The organism is Micromonospora sp. WMMD1128 (genome assembly GCF_027497235.1).
Classification (GTDB): Bacteria; Actinomycetota; Actinomycetes; order Mycobacteriales; family Micromonosporaceae; genus Micromonospora.
In genome coordinates this window covers 3,280,608-3,302,734 of record NZ_CP114902.1, presented here as the reverse complement: position 1 = coordinate 3,302,734, position 22,127 = coordinate 3,280,608, and the positions used below count along the sequence as shown (strand labels likewise).

General features: G+C 72.9%; 21 protein-coding genes. 13 read left to right on the top strand and 8 right to left on the bottom strand.

What is annotated here, in order from left to right; translation table 11 throughout:
* Window positions 1-110: 110 nt before the first annotated feature.
* The 3 genes from O7602_RS15140 to O7602_RS15130 are packed head-to-tail and all read left to right on the top strand — an operon-like array spanning window position 111 to window position 3,229.
* Window positions 111-2,660, top strand: coding sequence for an ATP-dependent Clp protease ATP-binding subunit (locus O7602_RS15140; RefSeq protein ID WP_281589845.1), 2,550 nt, complete (start codon window positions 111-113; stop codon window positions 2,658-2,660).
* A gap of 45 nt (window positions 2,661-2,705) precedes the next feature.
* The gene (locus O7602_RS15135; RefSeq protein ID WP_281589843.1) at window positions 2,706-2,879 is read left to right on the top strand and encodes a hypothetical protein; all 174 of its coding nucleotides are present in this window, start codon (window positions 2,706-2,708) and stop codon (window positions 2,877-2,879) included.
* On the top strand, window positions 2,879-3,229 hold the full coding sequence (locus O7602_RS15130; RefSeq protein WP_281589841.1) for a DUF3140 domain-containing protein: 351 nt from the start codon (window positions 2,879-2,881) through the stop codon (window positions 3,227-3,229). The genes O7602_RS15135 and O7602_RS15130 overlap by 1 nt, the downstream gene beginning before the upstream one ends.
* Window positions 3,230-3,494: 265 nt before the next feature.
* Here O7602_RS15130 and O7602_RS15125 read toward each other — a convergent pair whose 3' ends face one another.
* The 3 genes from O7602_RS15125 to O7602_RS15115 are packed head-to-tail and all read right to left on the bottom strand — an operon-like array spanning window position 3,495 to window position 5,405.
* Window positions 3,495-3,731 carry a hypothetical protein gene (locus tag O7602_RS15125; RefSeq protein WP_281589839.1) on the bottom strand — a complete coding sequence of 79 codons (237 nt, stop codon included), beginning with the start codon at window positions 3,729-3,731 and terminating at the stop codon, window positions 3,495-3,497.
* Between the two features lie 20 nt (window positions 3,732-3,751).
* Complete coding sequence (locus O7602_RS15120; RefSeq protein ID WP_281589837.1) at window positions 3,752-4,738, bottom strand: LysR family transcriptional regulator; 987 nt, start codon at window positions 4,736-4,738, stop codon at window positions 3,752-3,754.
* A 49-nt stretch (window positions 4,739-4,787) separates the two neighbouring features.
* The gene (locus tag O7602_RS15115) at window positions 4,788-5,405 is read right to left on the bottom strand and encodes a hemerythrin domain-containing protein (RefSeq protein WP_281589835.1); all 618 of its coding nucleotides are present in this window, start codon (window positions 5,403-5,405) and stop codon (window positions 4,788-4,790) included.
* Between the two features lie 127 nt (window positions 5,406-5,532).
* Between O7602_RS15115 and O7602_RS15110 the strand changes: the two genes are divergently transcribed.
* Together O7602_RS15110 and O7602_RS15105 are read left to right on the top strand one after the other, a co-directional pair.
* A complete protein-coding gene (locus O7602_RS15110) occupies window positions 5,533-6,852 on the top strand; it encodes a M20/M25/M40 family metallo-hydrolase (protein ID WP_281589833.1) in 1,320 nt (439 codons plus the stop codon).
* Window positions 6,853-6,911: 59 nt separating this feature from the next.
* A complete protein-coding gene (locus tag O7602_RS15105) occupies window positions 6,912-7,565 on the top strand; it encodes a hypothetical protein (RefSeq protein WP_281589831.1) in 654 nt (217 codons plus the stop codon).
* 55 nt (window positions 7,566-7,620) lie between these two features.
* On the opposite strand, the gene O7602_RS15100 is transcribed toward O7602_RS15105, so the two are convergent.
* Window positions 7,621-7,812: a DUF5703 family protein gene (locus O7602_RS15100; protein ID WP_107155556.1), complete on the bottom strand. Its 192-nt coding sequence runs from the start codon at window positions 7,810-7,812 to the stop codon at window positions 7,621-7,623.
* Window positions 7,813-7,880: 68 nt separating this feature from the next.
* Complete coding sequence (locus tag O7602_RS15095; protein ID WP_281589829.1) at window positions 7,881-8,852, bottom strand: aldo/keto reductase; 972 nt, start codon at window positions 8,850-8,852, stop codon at window positions 7,881-7,883.
* Between the two features lie 163 nt (window positions 8,853-9,015).
* Here O7602_RS15095 and O7602_RS15090 point away from each other — a divergent pair, with 163 nt between their 5' ends.
* The gene (locus tag O7602_RS15090) at window positions 9,016-10,068 is read left to right on the top strand and encodes an LLM class F420-dependent oxidoreductase (protein ID WP_281590319.1); all 1,053 of its coding nucleotides are present in this window, start codon (window positions 9,016-9,018) and stop codon (window positions 10,066-10,068) included.
* The gene (locus O7602_RS15085; protein ID WP_281589827.1) at window positions 10,065-10,901 is read left to right on the top strand and encodes an undecaprenyl-diphosphate phosphatase; all 837 of its coding nucleotides are present in this window, start codon (window positions 10,065-10,067) and stop codon (window positions 10,899-10,901) included. Before O7602_RS15090 ends, O7602_RS15085 begins: the two co-directional genes overlap by 4 nt.
* Before the next feature lie 56 nt (window positions 10,902-10,957).
* On the opposite strand, the gene O7602_RS15080 is transcribed toward O7602_RS15085, so the two are convergent.
* Window positions 10,958-11,533, bottom strand: coding sequence for a hypothetical protein (locus O7602_RS15080; RefSeq protein ID WP_281589826.1), 576 nt, complete (start codon window positions 11,531-11,533; stop codon window positions 10,958-10,960).
* 751 nt (window positions 11,534-12,284) lie between these two features.
* Between O7602_RS15080 and O7602_RS15075 the strand changes: the two genes are divergently transcribed.
* The 4 genes from O7602_RS15075 (at window position 12,285) to mshC (ending at window position 15,825) form a co-directional block, all read left to right on the top strand.
* Window positions 12,285-12,998: a histidine phosphatase family protein gene (locus tag O7602_RS15075; protein WP_281590317.1), complete on the top strand. Its 714-nt coding sequence runs from the start codon at window positions 12,285-12,287 to the stop codon at window positions 12,996-12,998.
* Between the two features lie 112 nt (window positions 12,999-13,110).
* A complete protein-coding gene (locus O7602_RS15070; RefSeq protein ID WP_281589825.1) occupies window positions 13,111-13,704 on the top strand; it encodes a DUF3090 domain-containing protein in 594 nt (197 codons plus the stop codon).
* Complete coding sequence (locus O7602_RS15065) at window positions 13,701-14,519, top strand: SCO1664 family protein (RefSeq protein WP_281589824.1); 819 nt, start codon at window positions 13,701-13,703, stop codon at window positions 14,517-14,519. Before O7602_RS15070 ends, O7602_RS15065 begins: the two co-directional genes overlap by 4 nt.
* A gap of 67 nt (window positions 14,520-14,586) precedes the next feature.
* Window positions 14,587-15,825 (top strand): cysteine--1-D-myo-inosityl 2-amino-2-deoxy-alpha-D-glucopyranoside ligase, encoded by a 1,239-nt coding sequence (gene mshC, locus O7602_RS15060; RefSeq protein WP_281589823.1) that lies wholly within the window; start codon window positions 14,587-14,589, stop codon window positions 15,823-15,825.
* Between the two features lie 121 nt (window positions 15,826-15,946).
* Here the strand turns inward: mshC and O7602_RS15055 are convergent, their stop codons facing one another.
* A complete protein-coding gene (locus O7602_RS15055; protein ID WP_281589822.1) occupies window positions 15,947-16,738 on the bottom strand; it encodes a GntR family transcriptional regulator in 792 nt (263 codons plus the stop codon).
* Window positions 16,739-16,853: 115 nt separating this feature from the next.
* On the bottom strand, window positions 16,854-17,723 hold the full coding sequence (locus O7602_RS15050; RefSeq protein WP_281589820.1) for a PAC2 family protein: 870 nt from the start codon (window positions 17,721-17,723) through the stop codon (window positions 16,854-16,856).
* A 239-nt stretch (window positions 17,724-17,962) separates the two neighbouring features.
* Between O7602_RS15050 and metH the strand changes: the two genes are divergently transcribed.
* Both metH and O7602_RS15040 read left to right on the top strand, forming a co-directional pair.
* Window positions 17,963-21,487 (top strand): methionine synthase, encoded by a 3,525-nt coding sequence (metH, locus tag O7602_RS15045; protein ID WP_281589818.1) that lies wholly within the window; start codon window positions 17,963-17,965, stop codon window positions 21,485-21,487.
* 120 nt (window positions 21,488-21,607) lie between these two features.
* Window positions 21,608-21,988, top strand: a complete 381-nt coding sequence (locus O7602_RS15040) for a hypothetical protein (protein WP_281589816.1) — start codon at window positions 21,608-21,610, stop codon at window positions 21,986-21,988.
* The last annotated feature ends 139 nt before the right edge of the window (window positions 21,989-22,127 follow it).

Here is a 22,127-nt window from a genome sequence, read left to right as displayed (position 1 = left end):
CCCAGCCTGCCATCCGGTCGCGTTTGCCGCGCACCCCGCCGGGTAGCCACCGCCGACCGTGCCGTGTCGTGTCGCGTCCCGGTCGTGCCGACCGACTGCGGAGGACGAAGATGATGGGACCCGGTGACTTCGGCAACGACCCGTGGGACGAGTTCCTGGCCCGCTACTTCGGCCGGGGCGAGGGAGGCCGCCGGCCGGCCCACCGGGTCGACATCACCCGCCTGATGACCGCCGACGCCCGGGAGATGCTCGCCGACGCCGCCCGGCGGGCCGCCCAGAAACACAGCACCGACCTGGACACCGACCACCTGCTCTGGGCGGCGTTGCAGCGCGCGCCGCTGCGGGACCTGGTCCGCCGCGCCGGCGCCGACCCGGACGCGCTCGTGAACGCGCTCGGCGGGCGGGCCGAGGGCGCGCCCGGCGGCGACGTGCCGCCGAACCTGTCGCTCACCCCGGCCGCCAAGCGGGCGCTGCTCGACGCCCACCAGCTCTCCCGGGCCATGGGCGCCAACTACATCGGCCCCGAGCACATCCTGATGGCGTTGCCGCTGAACCCCGAGTCGCCCGCCGGGCGGATGCTCGCCGCCGGCCGGATCCAGCCGGAGTCGTTGCAGGCGGCCAGCGCCGAGCGCGGCGCCGCGAACGGCCCGCGCCCGGACCACGGCACCCCCACCCTGGACCAGTACGGACAGGACCTGACCGAGCTGGCCCGGATGGACCAGATCGACCCGGTGATCGGGCGCGCCGACGAGATCGAGCAGGCGGTGGAGATCCTGTCCCGGCGGACCAAGAACAACCCGGTGCTGATCGGGGAGGCCGGCGTCGGCAAGACCGCCATCGTGGAAGGGCTGGCGGAGCGGATCTGCGACGGCGACGTGCCGCAGACGCTGATCGGCAAGCGGGTCATCCAGCTCGACCTGTCCGGCCTGGTCGCCGGCACCCGCTACCGGGGCGACTTCGAGGAACGCCTGAAGAAGGTGATCGATGAGATCCGGGCCCACCGCGACGAGCTGATCATCTTCCTGGATGAGATCCACACCCTGGTCGGCGCCGGCGGCGCCGGCAGCGAGGGCGGGATGGACGCGTCGAACATGCTCAAGCCGGCGCTCGCGCGCGGCGAGCTGCGGGTGATCGGCGCGACCACGCTCGACGAGTACCGGCGCAGCATCGAGAAGGACGCCGCCCTGGCCCGCCGGTTCCAGCCGGTGCTGGTGCCCGAGCCGGGCGTCGAGGACACCGTCGCCATCCTGCGCGGCCTGCGCGACCGCTACGAGGCGCACCACCAGGTCCGGTTCACCGACGAGGCGCTCGTCGCCGCCGTCGAACTCGCCGACCGGTACGTCACCGACCGGTTCCTGCCGGACAAGGCGATCGACCTGATCGACCAGGCCGGCGCCCGGGTGCGACTGCGCACCCGGACCCCCGCCTCCGACGTGCGCGACCTGGAGCAGCAACTCGACGAGGTACGCCGGGACAAGGAGCAGGCGGTCTCCGACGAACAGTACGAACGGGCCTCCGCGCTGCGCGACCGGCTCGCCGAGCTGGAGGACCAGATCCGCCGCGCCCGCGGCGACGAGGGATCCAGCCAGGTGCCCGCGGTCGGGCCGAAGGAGATCGCCGAGGTGGTGTCCCGGGCCACCGGCATCCCGGTCAACCAGCTCACCGAGGAGGAACGCGACCGGCTGCTGCGCCTGGAGGGACACCTGCACGAGCGGGTGATCGGGCAGGACGACGCGGTCGGCGCCGTCGCCGAGGCGGTGCGCCGCTCCCGCACCGGGCTGGCCGACCCGAACCGGCCGATGGGCAGCTTCCTGTTCCTCGGCCCCACCGGCGTCGGCAAGACCGAGCTGGCCCGCGCGCTCGCCGAGGCGCTCTTCGGCGAGGCCGACCGGATGGTCCGGGTGGACATGAGCGAGTTCCAGGAACGGCACACCGTCAGCCGGCTGGTCGGCGCCCCGCCCGGCTACGTCGGCTACGAGGAGGCCGGCCAGCTCACCGAGGCGGTCCGCCGCCGCCCGTACGCGGTGGTGCTGCTGGACGAGATCGAGAAGGCGCACCCCGATGTGTTCAACGTCCTGCTCCAGGTGCTCGACGACGGCCGGCTCACCGACAGCCAGGGCCGGACGGTGAACTTCCGGAACACCGTACTGATCATGACCAGCAACCTCGGCTCGGAGCTGATCACCGGCACCCAGCGCACGGTCGGCTTCGCCACCGGCGAGCCGGGCGAACAGGAGGCCACCGAGCTGCGGGAACGGCTGATGCGCCGGTTGCAGGAGAACTTCCGCCCGGAGTTCCTCAACCGGATCGACGAGGTCATCATCTTCCAGCGGCTGGAGGCCGAGCAACTGCGCCAGATCACCGGCCTGCTGCTGGAGGAGACCCGCCGCCGGCTGCACGCCCAGGACATCCAGGTCGAGATCAGCACCGCCGGGGTGGACTGGCTCGCCGAGCACGGCTACCAGCCGGAGTTCGGCGCCCGGCCGCTGCGCCGGGTGATCCAGCGCGAGCTCGACAACCGGCTGTCCCGGATGCTGCTGGAGGACGAGATCTCACCCGGGCAGAAGGTCACCGTGGACGCCCGCGACGACCGGCTCGTCCTCGACGTGTCCGCCGGCGAGCGCGGCTATTCGGCCGCCACCACGTCCCACCCCCGGTGACCCGCCACCGGGGGCCGGCCGGCACGTGAGGATCGGAGGGCGGACATGACCGAACCCGAGGAGACCCGGGAGGACGCGGCGGCCGGCGAACCCATCGAGGTCGCGCCGACGGCCAACCCGTCCCGGGTGCGGGTGCCGCCGGAGGGCCTGACCCCGCGGACACCGACGAGCGAGGGCGAACCGGAACTGTCCGGGCCGCCACCGGAGGAGGAGGCGTGATGGCACGCGAGGCGCGACTCGACCCCGAGGTCGAGGTGATCTGGGACGACTTCCACGCCGAGGTGAACGTGCCCTCCGAGCAGTTGCGACAGTGGCTGCTCACGCGCGGGTCGGGGGAGGAGGCGTTCGGTCCGGACCCGGACCTCAACCTGCCCGAGCCGGGCCGGCAGATCCTCGCCGTGCTGCGCAAGCGCAAGGTCGACCTCACGCCCGAGGACATCGAGGTGATGCGGGACGCGATCACCCGGATCCGGGAACTCAGCGCCGAGCGGCCCGACCGGGGCAACGCCGACGACGAGTGGCGGCACGCGCTGCTCGACCTCGGCCACGACGTGCTCGTCGAGCGCTGAGCCGCGGCCCGGGCGGCCACGCCGCCCGGGCCGACCGGGCATGGCCTCACGGCCCTCGCTTCGCTCGGTGCGTTCGCCCCTGCGGGGCCGACCGGGCATGGCCTCACGGCCCTCGCTTCGCTCGGTGCGTTCGCCCCTGCGGGGCTGACCGGGCATGGCCTCACGGCCCTCGCTTCGCTCGGTGCGTTCGCCCCTGCGGGGCTGACCGGGCATGGCCTCACGGCCCTCGCTTCGCTCGGTGCGTTCGCCCCTGCGGGGCCTCCGGTTACTCCGACTCCACGCTGGGCAGTCGCAGGCCGGCGGCGTCGGCCGCGGCCTGCCGGTCCGCCCGGGCCCGCTCCTCGCGGCTGAGCAGATCGGCGTACTCGGTGACGTCCGCCGGATCCGGCACCTCGGGCAGGCGGCGCAGGAACGCCTCCACGTCGGCGGCGGCGGTGGTGTGCGCGGAGGCCGCCCGACGCAGCAGCTCCCGCTCGTCGGCGGCGGGATACAGATCAGTCATGTCGTCGGTGATACCCGCGTTCAGCCGGTTCGCACCCCGCCCGCGCCGTGCGACTGCGCCCCGAAGTCCGGGTGGGCCGGCAGCCAGGACAGATAGTCCGGGTGGTGGGCCAGCGCGTCGGTGTACGCGGCCACCGCCGTCCGCAGCACCGGCTCCGCCACCGCCGCCGCCGGCGCCTCCGGGTGCCAGCCGAACAGCAGCCGCCAGCGCAGCGGCGCGCCGGCCAGCCGGCGGGTGACCAGCCCCGCCACCGGGCGGAACGTGGCCTGGCACAGCGCCACCGCGGCGCCCGCGTCCACCAGGTCCAGCGCGGCCCGCACGTCCGCCTCGTACACCTTGCGGGGGGTGAAGCCGGCGCGCGCGCAGGTGGCGGCGAAGCAGTCGCCGAAGCAGCCGTCGCCCGGCGCGGCCACCCACTGTTCCCGCCGCAGCTCCACCAGGTCGATCTCGTCCCGGCCGGCCAGCGGGTGGGTCTGCGGCAGCAGTACGAGGACCGGGTCGACGGCCACCTCGCGCCAGCTCAGCCCGAACACCGGCGACGGGGTGGCGTCGCCGCACACGCCGGCGAGGGCGAAGTCGAGCCGGCCGCCGGCCACCATCTGCGCCAGCTCGTCCACCGACCAGGACGCGTACGTGGTGATCTGCGCGTCCGGGCGCTCCGCGGCGAGCCGGTGCACCAGCCGGCCCAGGATCGGGCTGTTCACCCCACCGAACCGGTAGCGGCGCAGCGGGTCTCCCGCGCCGGCCATCCGGGCCGCCTCGTCCTGGAGGCCCTTCATCGCCGGCAGCAGCACCCGGGCCCGGTCCAACACCAGCTCGCCGAGCGCGGTGGGTCGGGCGCCCCGGCGGTCCCGCTCGAACAGCGGCCCGCCGAGGACCCGCTCGATCCGCTGGAGCTGGGCGGTCAGCGCCGGCTGGGCCAGGCCGAGCAGGGAAGCCGCCTTGGTGACGCTGCCCGTCTCGGCGATCGCGCACACCACCCGCAGGTGTCGCAGCTCCAGGTTCATACCGTGACGGTAGGACCACGAACGGGTGTCCGGGAAGAGGCGGATCGGCTCAGGCGTCCCGGCGATGCTCCAGGTCGGCCAGGCGGGTACGCCGCCCGGTGACCGCGTCGCGCACCTTGTCCACCACGCCCACCGCCGGCTCGACGATCTTGTTCCAGGGCGGCCGGGCCGGGGTGCCCGGATGCGGCCGGGTGGGCGCCGCCTCCTCGGCGATCTCCCACCGGTTGCCCAGCCGGATCAGCTCCGCGTCGCTGGCCACCTCCCGCAGCGGCGTGACGAGCGCGTCGACCCGGCCCACGTGCCGGCGTACCCGCTCGGCCACGTCGGCGACCGCCGCGTCGTCCGGACCGGACAGTCCCTTCAACGCGGCCAGCAGCGCGGCGTCCGCCTCGATCTCGCGCGCGACCAACTCGCCGCTCTCCGGCACCGCGGCACGGGTGGCGGGGAACAGGTACTGCTCCTCGGCGGAGAGGTGCCGGGACACGGCGGCGGTGAGCACGTCGAGCACCCGGCGGCGACCGGCCGGGTCCAGCCCCGGCTCGGTCACCCGGTCGGCCAGGTCGAGCAGGGTGCGGTGCTCGGCGTCCACCAGGTCGGCCATGCTCCGCCCACCCGGCCGGTAGGCGTCGTCGGCGGTGGGCGGTAGCGGCGGCAGGGGGACGGTCACGGTGCCCTCCTCGTGGCGGCCGGCGTGGTGCCGGGATCGATGTCCGGCGTTACCCGCCCGCGCGCCCCGCGAAACCGGTCCGCACCGCGCCCGCCGTCGCGACCCGTTCGGCTGGTATAAGGAAGCGATGACGACCTCCTCCCCGCCCCGGCCCGCCGACGAGGTCGTGGACCTCTGCCGGGACCTGCTGCGCATCGACACCACGAACACCGGGGACAACGACACCAGTGTGGGGGAGCGGCGCGCCGCGGAGTACGTCGCGGAGAAGCTCGCCGAGGTCGGTGTCGACGCCGAGATCCACGAGTCGGCGCCGGGCCGGGCGAACCTGGTGGCCCGGATCCCGGGCCACGAGCCGGGCCGGGACGCGCTGCTGGTGCACGGTCACCTCGACGTGGTCCCCGCCGACCCGGACGAGTGGTCGGTGCACCCGTTCTCCGGCGAGATCCGCGACGGCTACCTGTGGGGCCGCGGCGCGATCGACATGAAGGACTTCGACGCCATGGTGCTGGCCGTGGTCCGCGACTGGCAGCGCACCGGCGTCCGGCCCCGCCGCGACGTGGTGCTCGCGTTCACCGCCGACGAGGAGGCCGGCAGTGACTACGGCGCGCACTTCCTGGCCCAGCGTCACCGCGGGCTCTTCGACGGTTGCACCGAGGCGATCGGTGAGGTGGGCGGCTTCTCCTACTCCGTCGACGAGTCCCGCCGGCTCTACCTCATCGAGACCGCCGAGAAGGGCATCGACTGGCTGCGCCTGCACGCCAAGGGCCGGCCCGGCCACGGCTCGATGGTGCACGACGACAACGCGGTCACCGCGCTCGCCGAGGCGGTCGCCCGGATCGGCCGGCACCGGTTCCCGGTGGTGATGACCGACACCGTGCGCGCGTTCCTGGCCGAGGTCGGCGACGTGCTCGGCATCGAGATCGACCCGGACGACCCGGAGACCGCGATCGCCAAGCTCGGCCCGATCGCCAACATCATCGGCGCCACCGTCCGCAACACCGCCAACCCGACCCGGTTGGCCGCCGGCTACAAGGACAACGTCATTCCCGGCCGGGCCACCGCCACCATCGACTGCCGCAGCCTGCCCGGGCAGAGCGAGGAGTTGGAGCGGCAGCTGCGGGAGCTGGTCGGGCCGGACATCGTCATCGAGTACGTCCAGCGCCAGCCGGCCTTGGAGACCACGTTCGACGGTGAGCTGGTGGCACAGATGTCCGCCGCGCTGCGCGCCGAGGACCCGGGCGCGCACCCGGTGCCGTACATGCTCTCCGGCGGCACCGACGCCAAGGCGTTCTCCGCGCTCGGCATCCGCTGCTTCGGCTTCGCGCCGCTGCGGCTTCCCGCCGACCTCAATTTCTCCGGCCTGTTCCACGGCATCGACGAGCGGGTCCCGCTGGACGGACTACAGTTCGGCGTGCGGGTTCTCGACCGCTTCCTCCGCAACTGCTGACCGCGCCCGCCGCGGCGCCGCCCGCGCGGACCTCCCCCATCGCGAAGGGACTGCCTCACATGACCGACCAGCACGGTGAGCTGGACGCCGCCCTCGAGCAGGTGATCGACGCGGCCCGTGCCCATCTGGCCGCCGTCCGGGCCGCTCAGGGCCGGATCGACGACGACGCCGTCTGGCAGGCGTACGTCGCGTTGAACAACGCCTCCTTCGGGTACGACGAGCGGCTGCTCGACGCGTTCGGCGAGGTGACACCCTGGGACGTGGAGTCGATCGACCCGGACGAGGCCGACGAGCGGTTCGGCGCGGTCGAGGGCGGTGAGCCCACCGACCCGCACCCGCGGGTGATCTCGGTGCGGCAGCGGCGCGACTACCGGGTGCCGAGCATCGCGGCCCTGCTCCGGGTCGCCGAGGTGGCCCGCCGGGAGGGCATCCCGGAGGACGACGAGCCGGCGCCGGTGGAGGGGGTCGGCGAGGCGGTGCTGGAGCTGTTGCAGAGCGGTGACGGCTCGCTGTCCGCGCTCGACGTGCCCGAGCTGGAGCCGCTCGACGGCGTGGTCATGGTCAGCGAGGTCGGCACTCCGGTCGACCTGGAGTCGTTCGACGACGACGACCCGGTCGGCCCGTTCCAGCCGGCCGTCGACGACCGGCTGGTCGGCCGCCTCGACGAGCACCCGTTCCTGGACCTCGACGAGGAACACGACCACGCCCACTAGGCCGTGACCGTCCCGGGGCCGCACCGCGCGGCGCGGCCCCGGGTACGGGGCGGGGTCAGTACGACAGGCCCGGTTGCGGCTTGTTCACCACGCGGCGGCGCAGCATCACCTGCCGTGTGCCGTCCCGGTAGAGCCGCACCCGGGCCAGCTCCCACCCGGAGAACTCCGCCTGGATCGCCAGTTGCGCCGCGGCGGTCAACCGGTCGACGTTCGAAGGCAACCGCAGCGGCGCGTATTCGTAGTCCATGTCCCCATGCTGCCCAGCTCGCGGCCCCTCCGCCACCCCCTGGCGGTGGCCCGGGTCGCGGCGGCGGGTCAGCCGTCGCGCTCCGGGTAGCCGACCGGCACCGCGGAGACGTCGTCGAGCGCGGTGACGATCTCGTCCGGCAGGGTCATCCGCTCCACCTGGAGCGCGCCGAGGAGCTGCCCGACGGTGCGGGCGCCGAGGATCGGCGCGGTGACGCCGGGCCGGTCCCGGACCCAGGCCAGCGCCACCTCCGTCGGCGACACGCCGAGCCCGCCGGCGGCGATGGCCACCGCCTCCACGATGCTGGAGCAGCGGGGCTCCAGGTAGGTGGCCACGAAACGCTCGAAGTGCGGCGACACCGCCCGCGAGTCCGCCGGGCGGCCGTTGCGGTACTTGCCGGTCAGCACCCCCCGCCCCAACGGCGACCAGGGCAGCAGACCCAGCCCCATCCCGGCGCAGGCCGGCAGCACCTCACGCTCGATGCCGCGCTCCAGCAGCGAATACTCCACCTGGGCGGCGACCACCGGGGCCCGCCCCGGCCAGGCGGCCTGCCAGGCGGCGGCCCGGGCGGTCTGCCAGCCGGAGAAGTTCGACACGCCCACGTACCGGGCCTTCCCGCTGGACACGGCGTGGTCCAGGGCCGAGAGCGTCTCCTCCAGCGGCGTGTCCGGGTCGTACCCGTGCACCTGCCAGAGGTCGACGTGGTCGGTGCCGAGCCGGCGCAGCGACGCGTCGAGCGTGCGCAGCAGGTGCCCGCGCGAGCCGTCCCGCCGGCGACCGCTGCCCGGCCGTAACCCCGCCTTGGTGGCGATGAGCATCTCGTCGCGGTCCACCAGGCTGCCCAGCAGGGAGCCGATCACCGACTCGGCGTCGCCGTCGGCGTACACGTCGGCGGTGTCGACGAGGTTGCCGCCCGCGTCGAGGTAGCTCTTCAGCTGCGCGGCCGCGTCGTCGGCGTCGGTGTCCCGTCCCCAGGTCATGGTGCCGAGCGCGAGCCGCGAAACCGCCAGCCCGCTTCGGCCGAGCGGTCGCTGTTGCATGCGTGAACCTTATTTCGAACCCGGTGTCACGGGTATCCTCGCCGCAGTCAACTTCCCGCGCGACCGCAGAGCGGTGTGACGTGTTCGGGCGAGCCGGTGGTCGGCGGCGTCACCGGCATTGCGTAACCTGATGCGACCTGTGGTGCGGACGGTGGGAGGACCATTGCGACTCGGGCTCAGCCTTGGCTACCAGACGGCGTGGAGCACGCCTGCGGACCACCTGGCGCTCGCTCAGGAGGCGGACCGGCTCGGCTACTCGGTGGTGTGGGCCGCGGAGGCGTACGGCTCCGACTCGCCGAGCATGCTGGCCTGGATGGCCGGGCAGACGGAGCGGATCGACCTCGGCGCCGCGGTCATGCAGATCCCCGCCCGCACCCCGGCGATGACCGCGATGACGGCCGCGACCATCGACGCCCTCTCCGGTGGCCGGTTCCGGCTCGGTCTGGGCGTCTCCGGCCCCCAGGTCTCCGAGGGCTGGCACGGCGTCCGGTTCGCCAAGCCGCTGGCCCGCACCCGGGAGTACGTCGACATCGTCAAGCTGGCGGTCGCGCGCAAGGAGGTCGTGTACGACGGCGAGCACTACACACTGCCGCTGCCGGACGGCCCGGGCAAGGCGTTGCGGCTGGGCTTCCGTCCGCCGCGCGAGCACATCCCGATCTACCTGGCCGCGGTCGGCCCGAAGAACCTGGAGCTGGCCGGCGAGATCGCCGACGGCTGGTTGGCAGTCTTCTACGCCCCGGAGTTCGCCGAGGAGCAGCTCGCCCCGGTCCGGGCCGGGCGGGCGCGGGCCGGCCGGGAGCTGGCCGGCTTCGATGTGGTGCCGTCGGTGCCGGTGGTGGTCGGTGACGACGTCGCCACCTGCGCCGAGCTGGTCCGCTGGTACGCCGCGCTCTACGTCGGCGGGATGGGCAGCCGCGAGCAGAACTTCTACAACCAGCTCGCCACCCGGATGGGCTACGGCGACGCGGCCCGCGAGGTGCAGGATCTCTACCTGGCCAAGCAGCAGCGTGCCGCGGCGGCGGCGGTGCCGATGGAGTTCATCGACCGCACCTCGCTGCTCGGCCCGAAGGAACGCATCGCCGAGCGGATGCGGGAGTACGCCGCCGCCGGTGTGACCACGCTGTCGGTGACGCTGTTCGTGGCCGACCGGGACAGCGGCGTGCAGACGCTGCGCACCGTCGCCGAGGCCCTCGACCTGTCCGGGGTCGGCGAGTGACCTGGGTCGAGGCCATCGTCCTGGGCGTCGTCCAGGGCCTGACGGAGTTCCTGCCGGTGTCGTCGTCGGGGCACCTGCGCATCACCTCGGCAATCTTCTTCGGCCGGGACGCGGGCGCGTCGTTCACCGCGGTGACCCAGCTCGGCACCGAGGCCGCCGTGCTCATCTACTTCTTCAAGGACATCTGGCGGATCGTCCGGACCTGGTGCCTGGGTCTGGTCGACCGCTCGGTGCGTTCCAGCCTCGACTACCGGATGGGCTGGTACGTCATCGTCGGCACCATCCCGATCGGCATCCTGGGGCTGATCTTCAAGGACCAGATCCGCACCGCCGGCCGGAACCTCTACCTGATCTCCTTCACGCTGATCTTCTTCGCCCTGGTGCTCGCCTTCGCGGAATACTGGGGGCGGCAGACCCGCACGCTGGAGAACTTCCGGATGCGGGACGGCGTGGCGATGGGGCTGGGTCAGGCCATGGCGCTGATCCCGGGCGTCTCCCGCTCGGGCGGCACGCTCACCGTCGGCCTGTTCCTCAACCTCACCCGGGAGACCGCGGCGCGGTACTCGTTCCTGCTGGCGATCCCCGCCGTGGTGATCTCCGGCGTGTTCAGCCTGCCGGACGTCTTCGAGCCATCCGCGCCGGGCACCGCCGCGCCGAGCGTGGCGCAGATGGTGGTCGCCACCGCGATCGCCTTCGCCATCGGGTACGCGGCGATCGCCTGGCTGCTGCGCTACGTCGCGCACCACACGCTGTACCTGTTCGTGATCTACCGGGTGGCGCTCGGCACGCTCGTGCTCTGCCTGCTGCTCACCGGCACCATCAGCGCCACCTGACGTTCGCCCGGCACGCCGACGGCCGGCACCCGTTCGGGGTGCCGGCCGTCGTGGTGTCAGCTGTTCCAGTGCTGGCCGACGAGGTCGGCGGCCTGCTGCTCCCACTGCGCGTACGCGTCCGGGTAGGCGCTGACCTGGACGGTCTGCGCGGCGGCGGTCAGCGGGATGTCCTGCCAGCCGTCGACCTGCTTCAACCCCTTGAGGAACGCCAGGGTCGAGTATTCAGGGTCGGTGATCTGCTCCGGCGTGCCCCAGCCGCTGGACGGGCGCTGCTGGAACAGGCCCAGCGAGTCGTGGTCGTTGCGGTCGCCGAGGTGACCCAGGTTCTCCAGCTTGGACTCCTGGAGGCTGGTGGCGATCGAGATGACCGCGGCCCGTTCGGGCAGGCCGGCCTTCTTCGTCGCCGCGATGATCGCCTTGGCGTTGGCGGTCTGCTCGTCGGTCAGGTCGATGCGGGACTGGGCGCCCTGCACGCCGTGCGGCACGAGCGCGGCGGGGTCGGCCTGCGCGGTGACGGCGACCTCGCGGGCGGTGGGGCTGGTGTCGTGGTGGTTGAGCGGGCCGGCGGCCAGGCCACCGGCGACGGTCAGTCCGGCGATGCCGAGGATGCTCTTGCGCAGCATGGTGTTCATGGGGGGCTCCATTCGGGGGTCGACACCCGGGGGTGGGGTGCGCGAGCACCGTCAGGCGCTCTCGGGGGATCCGACCGGCCACGGGGCGGGGGCCTCGTCGTGCCGGCGGAACGATGTGCAACGACCGGCGACCCGCCGTCATTCCGCGGATCCGTGATCCGGAGTGGCGGGCGTTTCCGCTGCTCAGCCGCGCACCGGGTATAACGCCCCCGGCCCGGTGCCGATTCCGTCGAGCGGGTGTCGCCCACCACCCGGAAACCCGACATCTCACCCGCCTCGGATTGACCGGCAACGTCCCACCCCACTCGCCCGGCCCCCGGCCCGGCCGAAACGCCCGCCGGTTCGCCGAGGTGGCGGTATCCCGGTGCACCTGATAGCGCCACCTCGGCGACCTGGAGTCGATCTAGCCAGGGCATCTCGCAGTTTGGGAGTTATCTCCCATCTTGTGGGGCGCTCGGGCATGTCGGCACGAGAGCGCCCCCTGATGGGCCGCATCTCCGCACCACGCGACCGCCGAACCTCCGCCGTACCACCTGGTTGGCGGCGGCGGCCCGGCGCTGTGGTGGGGGCCGGGGAGCTCGTAGCCCGTGCGGAGGGGCGATGGCAGGCAGGGTGCCCGAGGAATCTCCAGGCCGACCCGTCGGGCGATATGTCTGTTTTGTGCGTTCGTGACGTGCGGGCGCCGCCGGACCGACCCGCCTCCGCACGTGATCACCGAGCGGGGGCGGGCGTCGCCGTGGCACGGCCTAGGGTGGTGGGTGTGGCGACCCTTCTGCTTCTGCGACACGGCCGGACCACCGCGAACGCCGACGGCGGCCTGGCCGGCCGGCAACCGGTCGAGCTTGACGACACCGGGCGGGACCAGGCCACGGCGGTCGGCGGGCGGCTCGCCGGGCTGCCGCTCGCGGCGGTGGTGACCAGCCCGCTGATCCGCTGCCGGCAGACCCTGGCGCTGGCGCTGCCCGGAGCCGAGCCGGTGGTCGAGGACGGGTTGATCGAGTGCGGCTACGGCACCTGGGAGGGGCAGGCGCTGAAGAAGCTGGCCAAGGAGCCGCTCTGGCCGGTGGTCCAGCAGCACCCGAGCGCCGCGGCCTTCCCGGAGGGGGAGTCGATGGCGGGGATGTCGGCGCGGGCGGTCGCGGCGGTACGCGCGTGGGACGCGCGGGTCACCGCCGAGCACGGGCCCGAGGCGGTCTGGTTGGCGTGCAGCCACGGTGACGTGATCAAGGCCATCGTGGCGGACGCGCTCGGCGTACACCTGGATCTTTTTCAGCGGATCGTGGCCGACCCGGCGTCGGTGACGGCGATCCGTTACACGTCGCTGCGACCGTTCCTGGTCCGGCTCAACGACACCGGCGGGGACCTGTCGGCGCTGGTCCCGCCGCCGGGCAAGCGGCGCCGGCGGGCGGCCCGGAGCACCGAGTCGGACGCCGCGGTGGGTGGTGGCGCGGGGGCGGCCCGGTGAGCGGTGCCGTCGCGACCGCCGGCGGCCGGGGCGGCGGGGCGGGTTGCGCTCTGGGCGGATTCGGCGTCGGTGGGCTGCGCGGTGCTTCCGCCCGCCGGATAGGGTCGTGGGTATGACGCACCAGGTGCACGCCTTCGAGCCGCCGGAGCGGTTCGTCGCCGGGACGGTCGGCCCGCCGGGGGAGCGCACGTTCTTCCTCCAGGCGCGTGGCGGCGGCCGGCTGGTCAGCGTCGCGCTGGAGAAGGTCCAGGTGTCGCTGCTCGCCGAGAAGCTGGAGGAGCTGCTCTCCGAGGCGCAACGCCGGTTCGGGGTGAAACTGCCGGAGGCCGCGCCGGTGGTGCTCGGCGACAACGAGCCGCTCGACACCCCCGTCGACGAGGAGTTCCGGGTCGGCACGCTGGGCCTGGCCTTCGACGTGGACACCGCCACCGTGGTGATCGAGGCGATCGCCGTGGGCGAGGCGGAGGTCGAGGTCGAGCTGGGCGACGCGGACGACGAGGTCGAGGTCGAGATCGACGAGGAGCCGGACGAGCCGGACGAGGACCTCGACCGGCTCCGGGTGCGGCTGACCCCCGAGGCGACCCGCGAGTTCATCGAGCGCGCCAAGCGGGTGGTCAACGCCGGCCGGCCGCCCTGCCCGCTCTGCGGCCAGCCGCTCGACCCGGCCGGCCACCTCTGCCCCCGGCACAACGGCTATCACCGGTGACCTCGTCGGAGTTGCAGCCCCGACAGGACGGCGCCGAGGCGCTGCGGCTGCTCGCCGACGGTGAGCTGACCCTGGAGGGGCGCCTCGTCGACGCCTCCAACACCACGCTGCGCGGTGTCATCGCCCTCGGCGAGGTCCGCGCGCACTGCGTCTACAAGCCGGTGCGCGGCGAGCGCCCGCTCTGGGACTTCCCGGACGGCACGCTCGCCGGCCGGGAGGTGGCCGCCTACCTCGTCTCCCGGGCCACCGGGTGGGACCTGGTGCCGCCGACCGTGCTGCGCGACGGCCCCTTCGGTCCCGGCTCCTGCCAGCTCTGGATCGACGAGCCGGCCGACGCCGAGCCGCTCGTGGGGTTCGTGCCGGCCGAGTCGGTGCCGCCGCGCTGGTTCCCGATCGCCGCGGCGCGCGACGACGACGGGGCGGCCTACGCGCTGGCGCACGCCGACGACCCGCGGCTGGCCCGGCTCGCCGTTCTCGACGCCGTGATCAACAACGCCGACCGCAAGGGCGGGCACGTGCTCGTCGGCGCGGACGACCGGATCTACGGCGTGGACCACGGCGTCAGCTTCCACGTGGAGGAGAAGCTGCGTACGGTGCTGTGGGGTTGGGCCGGGCGCCTGCTCCCGCCGGACGCGGTGGAGATGCTCGACGGCCTGGCCGGCCTTCTCGGCGGCGCGCTCGGCGAGGAGCTGGCCGACCATCTCACCATCGGCGAGGTCGCCGCGGTGACGGCGCGGGTGGAGCGGCTGCGGGACACCGGCCGGTTCCCGCTGCCCCCGGAGGAGTGGCCGGCCATGCCCTGGCCGCCGATGTGAGCCGTTGTCGCGTTGATCACCCGTGGGGCGGCATCCGCGTGCCGGACGGCTCGTTAGGCTGGCGGTCATGGAGTCTTGGGCGGGACACGAGGTGCCACGGCTGCCGGGCGAGGGCGCGCCACTGAGGTTGTACGACTCGGCGCGACAGGGTCTCCACCCCAGCCGGCCCGACGGCGTCGCCTCGATGTACGTCTGCGGCATCACCCCGTACGACGCCACCCACCTCGGCCACGCCGCCACCATGATCACGTTTGACCTGGTGCAGCGGATGTGGCGTGACGCCGGCCTGACCGTGAGCTACGTGCAGAACGTCACCGACATCGACGACCCGCTGCTGGAGCGCGCCGAGCGCGACGGCGAGGACTGGAAGGTCCTGGCCATGCGGGAGACCGCGCTGTTCCGCGAGGACATGGAGGCGCTGCGGATGATCCCGCCGGCGCACTACGTCGGCGCGGTCGAGTCGATCCCGGACATCGCCGACAAGGTGCTCGTGCTGCTCAAGGACGGCGCGGCGTACCGGCTCGACGACGGCACCGGCGACGTCTACTTCGACATCTCCGCCGCCCCCGAGTTCGGCTACGAGTCGAACCTGTCCCGCGCCGAGATGCTGGAGATCTTCCCGGAGCGCGGCGGCGACCCGGAGCGGGCCGGCAAACGCGACCCGCTCGACCCGCTGCTGTGGCGCGGCGCCCGCGACGGCGAGCCGTCCTGGCCCGGCGGCGAGCTGGGCCCGGGCCGTCCCGGCTGGCACATCGAGTGCACGGTCATCGCGTTGCACCTGCTCGGCGACCGGATCTCCGTGCAGGGTGGCGGCAACGACCTGGTCTTCCCGCACCACGAGTGCTCCGCCGCGCACGCCGAGCGGCTCACCGGCGCGGCGCCGTTCGCCGACCACTACGTGCACGCCGGCATGATCGGCCTGGACGGCGAGAAGATGTCGAAGTCGAAGGGCAACCTGGTCTTCGTCTCCCGCCTGCGGGCCGACCGGGTCGACCCGATGGCGGTGCGGCTGGCGCTGCTCACCGGCCACTACCGCAGTGACCGGACCTGGACCGACGAGCTGCTCGCCGAGGCGCTGCGGCGGCTGGACCGTTGGCGGCGGGCCGCCGCCGCGCCGTCCGGCCCGTCGGGGGAGGCGCTGCTGGCCGGGGTACGCGAACGCCTCGCCGACGATCTCGACACTCCCGGCGCTCTGGCGGTGGCCGACGCCTGGGCCGAGCGCACGCTGGCCGGCGACGGCGCCGACCCGACCGCCCCCCACCTGTTCGCCGACACCGTCGACGCCCTCCTCGGCATCCGCCTGTAAGGAGGGGGCCCTTGTTAACGCTTTCGGTAGAGGCGGGGCCCCCGCTTAACAGGTGCCGGTTAAGAAGGGGCCCCGCCTAACCACAGCCGGGCACGGACCGGGCCGCCCCCGCGGGCGGCGCTCAGCCGAGGACGAGGCCCGGGTCCGGGTCCGGGTCGGGTGCCGGCGCGGGGATCTTGTACTCCTCGGTGAGCGTGGTCATCGGTCCCGGCCAGGTGGCCTGCGCGACCTCGATCGGCTTGCGCCGCTCGTCGTACGCGACGTGCAGCAGGTGCAGCACCGGGGTGTCCGGGCGGATCTGGAGGATCTCCGCCTCCTCCCGGCTGGGCTGGCGGGCGCTTATCGTGTCGGCCGCCGTGACGTACCGGCGGCCGGTCGCCTCCTCGGCCTCCTGATAGAGCGGGCGGCCGAACGCCTCGGCCCGTTCCAGGGAGGTGCCGGCGGTGTCGGCGGGCAGGAACCAGGAGGCGCCGACCTCGACCGGGGAGTCGTCGGTGCGGACCAGGTGCCGCCGGCAGAGCAGTTCGGTGCCGTCGGTGACGCCGAACACGTCGGCGACCTCGGGCGGGGCGGCGGCGCGGCCGACCGAGACGAGCTGCTGCCGGTATCGGGCGGCCAGGTCGGTGTGGTAGCCGCGGAACCCGCCGTACCGGCCCCGGGCGAGGCGGTTGAGTCGGCGCCGGGTGCCCCGGACGTACGTACCGGAGCCGGGTTTGGTGATCAGGATGCCCTCGACGCGGAGCTGGTCGACGGCGCGTTGGACGGTCTGCTTCGCGACGCCGAACATCTCGGCGATGGCCGGGATGGACGGCAGCCGCTCGCCCGGCCCCCAGTCGCCGCGCCGCACCTGCGCCTTGAGCTGCGCGGCGATCTGCCGGTGCGGGAACTCGGCCGCGCCCGGGTTGATCTGCATTGCCCGCCTCCTCAGAACAGCTAGGTTCCTAGGATGCCCTAGAGGGTGTGACGGCGCCACCCCGGACACACGAAAAGGCCGGGCCCGACGAGGACCCGGCCTTCCGCGAAGCGAACTACCAGGAGCCGGCGGTGGGACCGGCGGAACCGCCCCGACGGCGCAGGTACTTCTCGAACTCCTGGGCGATCTCGTCCCCGGTCAACGGGGTGATGCCGGCGTCGCCGACGCGCTCCTCCAACTCACGCACGTATTCACCCAGCTCGGCGTCCTGCTCGGCGGCGCTGCGTACCCGCTGCTCCCACTCGGCGGCCTCCTCGGCCAGGTCGGCCATCGGCACCGGCAGGTCGAGCACCTCCTCGACCCGGTGCAGCAGCGCCAGGGTCGCCTTCGGGCAGGGCGGGTTGTTGGCGTAGTGCGGCACGTGCACCCAGAACGACACCGCGTCGACCTCGGCCCGGGAGCTGGCGTCGTGCAGCACCCCGACGATGCCGGTCGGGCCGTCGTAGCGGGTGGGCGTGAGCTGGTAGCGCCGGGCCGCGTCGGCGTCCGACGCGCTTCCGCTGATCGGCAGCGGCCGGGTGTACGGCACGTCGGCCAGCAGGGCACCGAGCAGCACCACCCGTTCGACCTCCAGGCTGTGGCAGATCTCCAGCACCTGCTCGCAGAACGTGCGCCAGCGCATGCTCGGCTCGATGCCGCGGATCAGCACCACGTCCCGCTCGGTGCCCTCCGGGCTGGCCACCATGAAGCGCGTCGTCGGCCACTCCACCCGCCGGGTCTCCCCGTCGGCCATGGTGATGGTCGGTCGGCTCACCTGGAAGTCGTAGAACTCCTCCGGATCCAGCTCGGTCACCTGCCGGGCCTGCCAGACCTGTTCCAGGTGTTCCACGGCGGCGGTGGAGGCGTCCGCGGCGTCGTTCCAGCCCTCGAAGGCCGCGATGGCGACCGGTGAGCGTAGAACCGGCAGCCCGTCGAACTCGGTCACGCCGTCACCTCACCCTGCTCGTCGGGAGCGGCGTGGCCCCGTCGCCCGGTCGCGTCCCTGATGTCCTTCACGTCCGCCAGCCTACGTGCCGCCGCCGGAGCCGGCCCGTCGGCCGCGCCGGTCGCCCGGCCCGACCACCCGGTCGAAGCCGATGAGGGTACGCGGTGATCCAGCCGACAGTATGTGGGAAGGGACCGTTGGGGTGCCCTTCGCGTCCGTCGCCGCACTAACCTGGGTTTGTGTCTACTTCGTTGCGCGACCTGCTGGCGGACCGGATCCTCATCGCCGACGGGGCGATGGGGACGATGCTCCAGGCAGCCGACCTCACGCTCGACGACTTCGACGGCCTCGAGGGCTGCAACGAGATCCTCAACGTCACCCGGCCGGACGTGGTCCGTGGTGTGCACGACGCCTACCTGGCCGCCGGCGCGGACTGCGTGGAGACCAACACGTTCGGCGCCAACCTGCCCAACCTCGCCGAGTACGGCATCGCCGACCGGATCTGGGAGCTGTCCGAGGCGGCGGCGCGGATCGCCCGGGAGGCCGCCGACGCGTACGCCACCCCGGAACGGCCGCGGTTCGTGCTCGGGTCGATGGGGCCGGGCACGAAGCTGCCGACCCTTGGTCACGCGAGCTACGCCTCGCTGCGCGACGCGTACCAGCAGAACGCCGCCGGCCTGATCGCCGGCGGCGCGGACGCGCTGATCATCGAGACCTGCCAGGACCTGCTCCAGGTCAAGGCCGCGGTGGTCGGGTCGAAGCGGGCCCGCGACGCCGCCGGCCGGGACGTGCCGATCATCTGTCAGGTGGCCGTGGAGACCACCGGCACCATGCTGTTGGGCAGCGAGATCGGCGCGGCGCTGACCGCGATCGAGCCGCTCGGGGTCGACCTGATCGGGCTCAACTGCTCCACCGGCCCGGCCGAGATGGGCGAGCACCTGCGCTACCTGTCCCGGCACTCCCGGATCCCGGTGTCGGTGATGCCGAACGCCGGCCTGCCGGTGCTGACCGCCGACGGCGCGTACTTCCCGCTCGGCCCGCAGGAGATGGCGGACGCGCTGGAGCAGTTCGTCGACGACTACGGCGTCGGGCTGATCGGCGGCTGCTGCGGCACCACGCCGGAGCACATCCGGGCGCTCGTGGAGCGGCTGGGCGGGCGTCGCCCGGCGGCCCGGGCGCCGGAGCCGGAAGCGGGCGTCTCCTCGATCTACCACCACGTGCCGTTCGCCCAGGACGCCAGCGTCCTGATGGTGGGGGAGCGCACCAACGCCAACGGCTCGAAGGCGTTCCGCGAGGCGATGCTGGCCGCCGACTGGCAGGCCTGCGTGGAGATCGCCCGCAACCAGGCCCGGGACGGCTCGCACCTGCTCGACCTCTGCGTCGACTACGTCGGTCGGGACGGCACGCAGGACATGCGGGAGCTGGCCGGCCGGTTCGCCACCGCGTCCACGCTGCCGATCGTGCTGGACTCCACCGAGCCGGCGGTGATCGAGGCGGGGCTGGAGATGCTCGGCGGTCGCTGCGTGGTCAACTCGGTGAACTTCGAGGACGGCGACGGCCCCGACTCCCGCTACGCGCGGGTGATGCCGGTGGTGAAGGAGCACGGGGCCGCCGTCGTGGCGCTGCTCATCGACGAGGAGGGCCAGGCCCGCACCCGGGAGTGGAAGGTACGGGTGGCCGCCCGGCTGATCGACGACCTGACCGGCCGGTGGGGGCTGCGCCGGTCGGACATCCTGATCGACGCGTTGACGTTCCCGATCGCCACCGGGCAGGAGGAGACGCGCCGCGACGGCATCGAGACGATCGAGGCGATCCGGGAGATCACCGCCCGCTACCCGGGGGTCAACTTCACCGCCGGCATCTCGAACGTGTCGTTCGGCCTGAATCCGGCGGCCCGGCAGGTGCTCAACTCGGTGTTCCTGCACGAGTGCGTCCAGGCCGGCCTGACCTCGGCCATCGTGCACGCCAGCAAGATCCTGCCGATGACGAAGATCCCGGACGAGCAGCGCGAGGTGGCGCTCGACCTGGTCTACGACCGCCGCCGCGAGGGCTACGACCCGGTGCAGCGGTTCATCGAGGTCTTCGAGGGCGTCGACGCGGCGTCGGCGCGGGCCACCCGCGCCGAGGAGTTGGCCGCGCTGCCGCTCGAGGAGCGGCTCAAGCGCCGGATCATCGACGGCGAGCGCAACGGCCTGGAGGCCGACCTGGACACCGCGATGGCGCAGGGGCGCACGCCGCTGTCCATCATCAACGACCTGCTGCTGGACGGCATGAAGGTGGTCGGCGAGCTGTTCGGCTCGGGCCAGATGCAGTTGCCGTTCGTGCTCCAGTCCGCCGAGGTGATGAAGACCGCGGTGGCCTACCTGGAGCCGCACATGGAGAAGGCCGACTCCGAAGACGCTGCCGGAAAGGGCAAGATTGTTCTTGCCACGGTGAAGGGCGACGTGCACGACATCGGCAAGAACCTGGTCGACATCATCCTGTCCAACAACGGCTACGACGTGGTCAACATCGGCATCAAGCAGCCGATCACCGCGATCCTGGACGCGGCCGAGGAGCACCGTGCCGACGCCATCGGCATGTCCGGCCTGCTGGTCAAGAGCACGGTCATCATGAAGGAGAACCTGGCCGAGATGGCCACGCGCGGCGTCGCCGAGCGCTGGCCGGTGCTGCTCGGCGGGGCGGCGCTGACCCGGGCGTACGTGGAGGACGACCTGCGGTCGATCTACCCGGGCCAGGTGCACTACGCCCGGGACGCGTTCGAGGGGCTGTCCCTGATGGACCGGGTGATGGCGGCCAAGCGGGGTGGCGCGCCGGTGGTCGACCCGGAGCGGGAGGCGGCGCTGGCGGCCCGCCGGGAGCGGCGGGAGCGGCAGCGGGCGCAGGTCCGGGAGGCGCTGCCCGAGCTGGACGACGCTTCGGTCCGCTCCGACGTGGCGCCGGACGCCACGGTGCCCACGCCGCCGTTCTTCGGTACCCGGGTGGTGAAGGGCGTGCCGCTTGCCGACTACGCGGCGCTGCTCGACGAGCGGGCCACGTTCCTGGGCCAGTGGGGGCTGCGGGGCGCCCGCGGCGGTCAGGGCCCGTCGTACGAGGAGCTGGTGGAGACCGAGGGCCGGCCCCGGCTGCGCTACTGGCTGGACCGGCTGATCGCCGACCAGGTGTTGGAGGCGGCCGTGGTGTACGGCTACTTCCCGGCCTACTCCGAGGGCAACGACCTGGTGGTGCTGGACGAGAACGGGCACAGCGAACGCGCCCGGTTCTCCTTCCCCCGGCAGCGGCAGGAGCGCCGGCTGTGCCTGGCCGACTTCTTCCGGCCCAAGGGCGACCAGCTCGACGTGGTGGCGTTGCAGTTGGTCACCGTCGGGCAGCCGATCAGCGAGTACACGGCGAAGATGTTCGCGGCGAACGAATACCGCGACTACCTGGAGGTGCACGGTCTGTCGGTGCAGCTCACCGAGGCCCTTGCGGAGTACTGGCACCGGCGGATCCGGTCCGAGCTGGTGCTGCCGGGTGGGCGTACGGTCGCCGAGGACGACCCGGCCGACCTGGCCGGCCTGCTGCGCACCGACTACCGGGGCTGCCGGTACGCGTTCGGCTATCCGGCCTGCCCGGACCTGGAAGACCGGGCGAAGGTGGTGGGGCTGCTCGGCGCGGAGCGGATCGGGGTGGAGTTGTCGGAGGAGTTCCAGCTCGTGCCGGAGCAGGCCACCGACGCCATCGTGGTCCACCACCCCGACGCGAACTACTTCAACGCCAAATAGCCCGCGCTTGATCCACTCCACTACGCCGAGGTGGCGGTAACCGGCTTGCCCGGATGGCGCCACTTCACCGAGCTGGTGTGGATCAAGGGGCGTGGTCTCGGTCGGAATATGATGACGATCATGAGCGGGGGGCTGGCGTCGGGGGTGCTCGGGCGCGCCTTCGCCTGGCTCGCGTTCTGGTACACACTGGCGTGTGTCCTGCCGGTCGGCCTGCTGGTGATAGTCCGGTGGCCGCAAGGGGGCACCACCCCCGGCTACTCGTACGTCAACGGCCGCAGCGTCGAGTGCACCGGCAAGTTCGGGTGCCCGACCGCGCCGGTGGATGTCGGCGCGGAGCTGTACGACATGATCGTGATTCTGGTGCCGACCCTGCTCGTGGCGGTGCCGCTGTGTGCGTACCTGGTGCGAAGGTGGCAGCTTCCGGCGTTGGCGGGATTCGTCGCCGCGGTGACCGGCTGGCTGCTTCTCTGCCTGGGTGGCTGGCTCCGTCTCCATCTTTGAGCGCGGGTGGTGGACACGCCCGGCTCCTGACGGAGCGCGTTTGTCCCATCGGCACTTGTCTGCGTCACCCGGAAGGGTTTTCGCATCGCCTTCCGGTTATGTGAGTAGGTGTCTGGTTCTAGCGTGAATGTCGCACGCC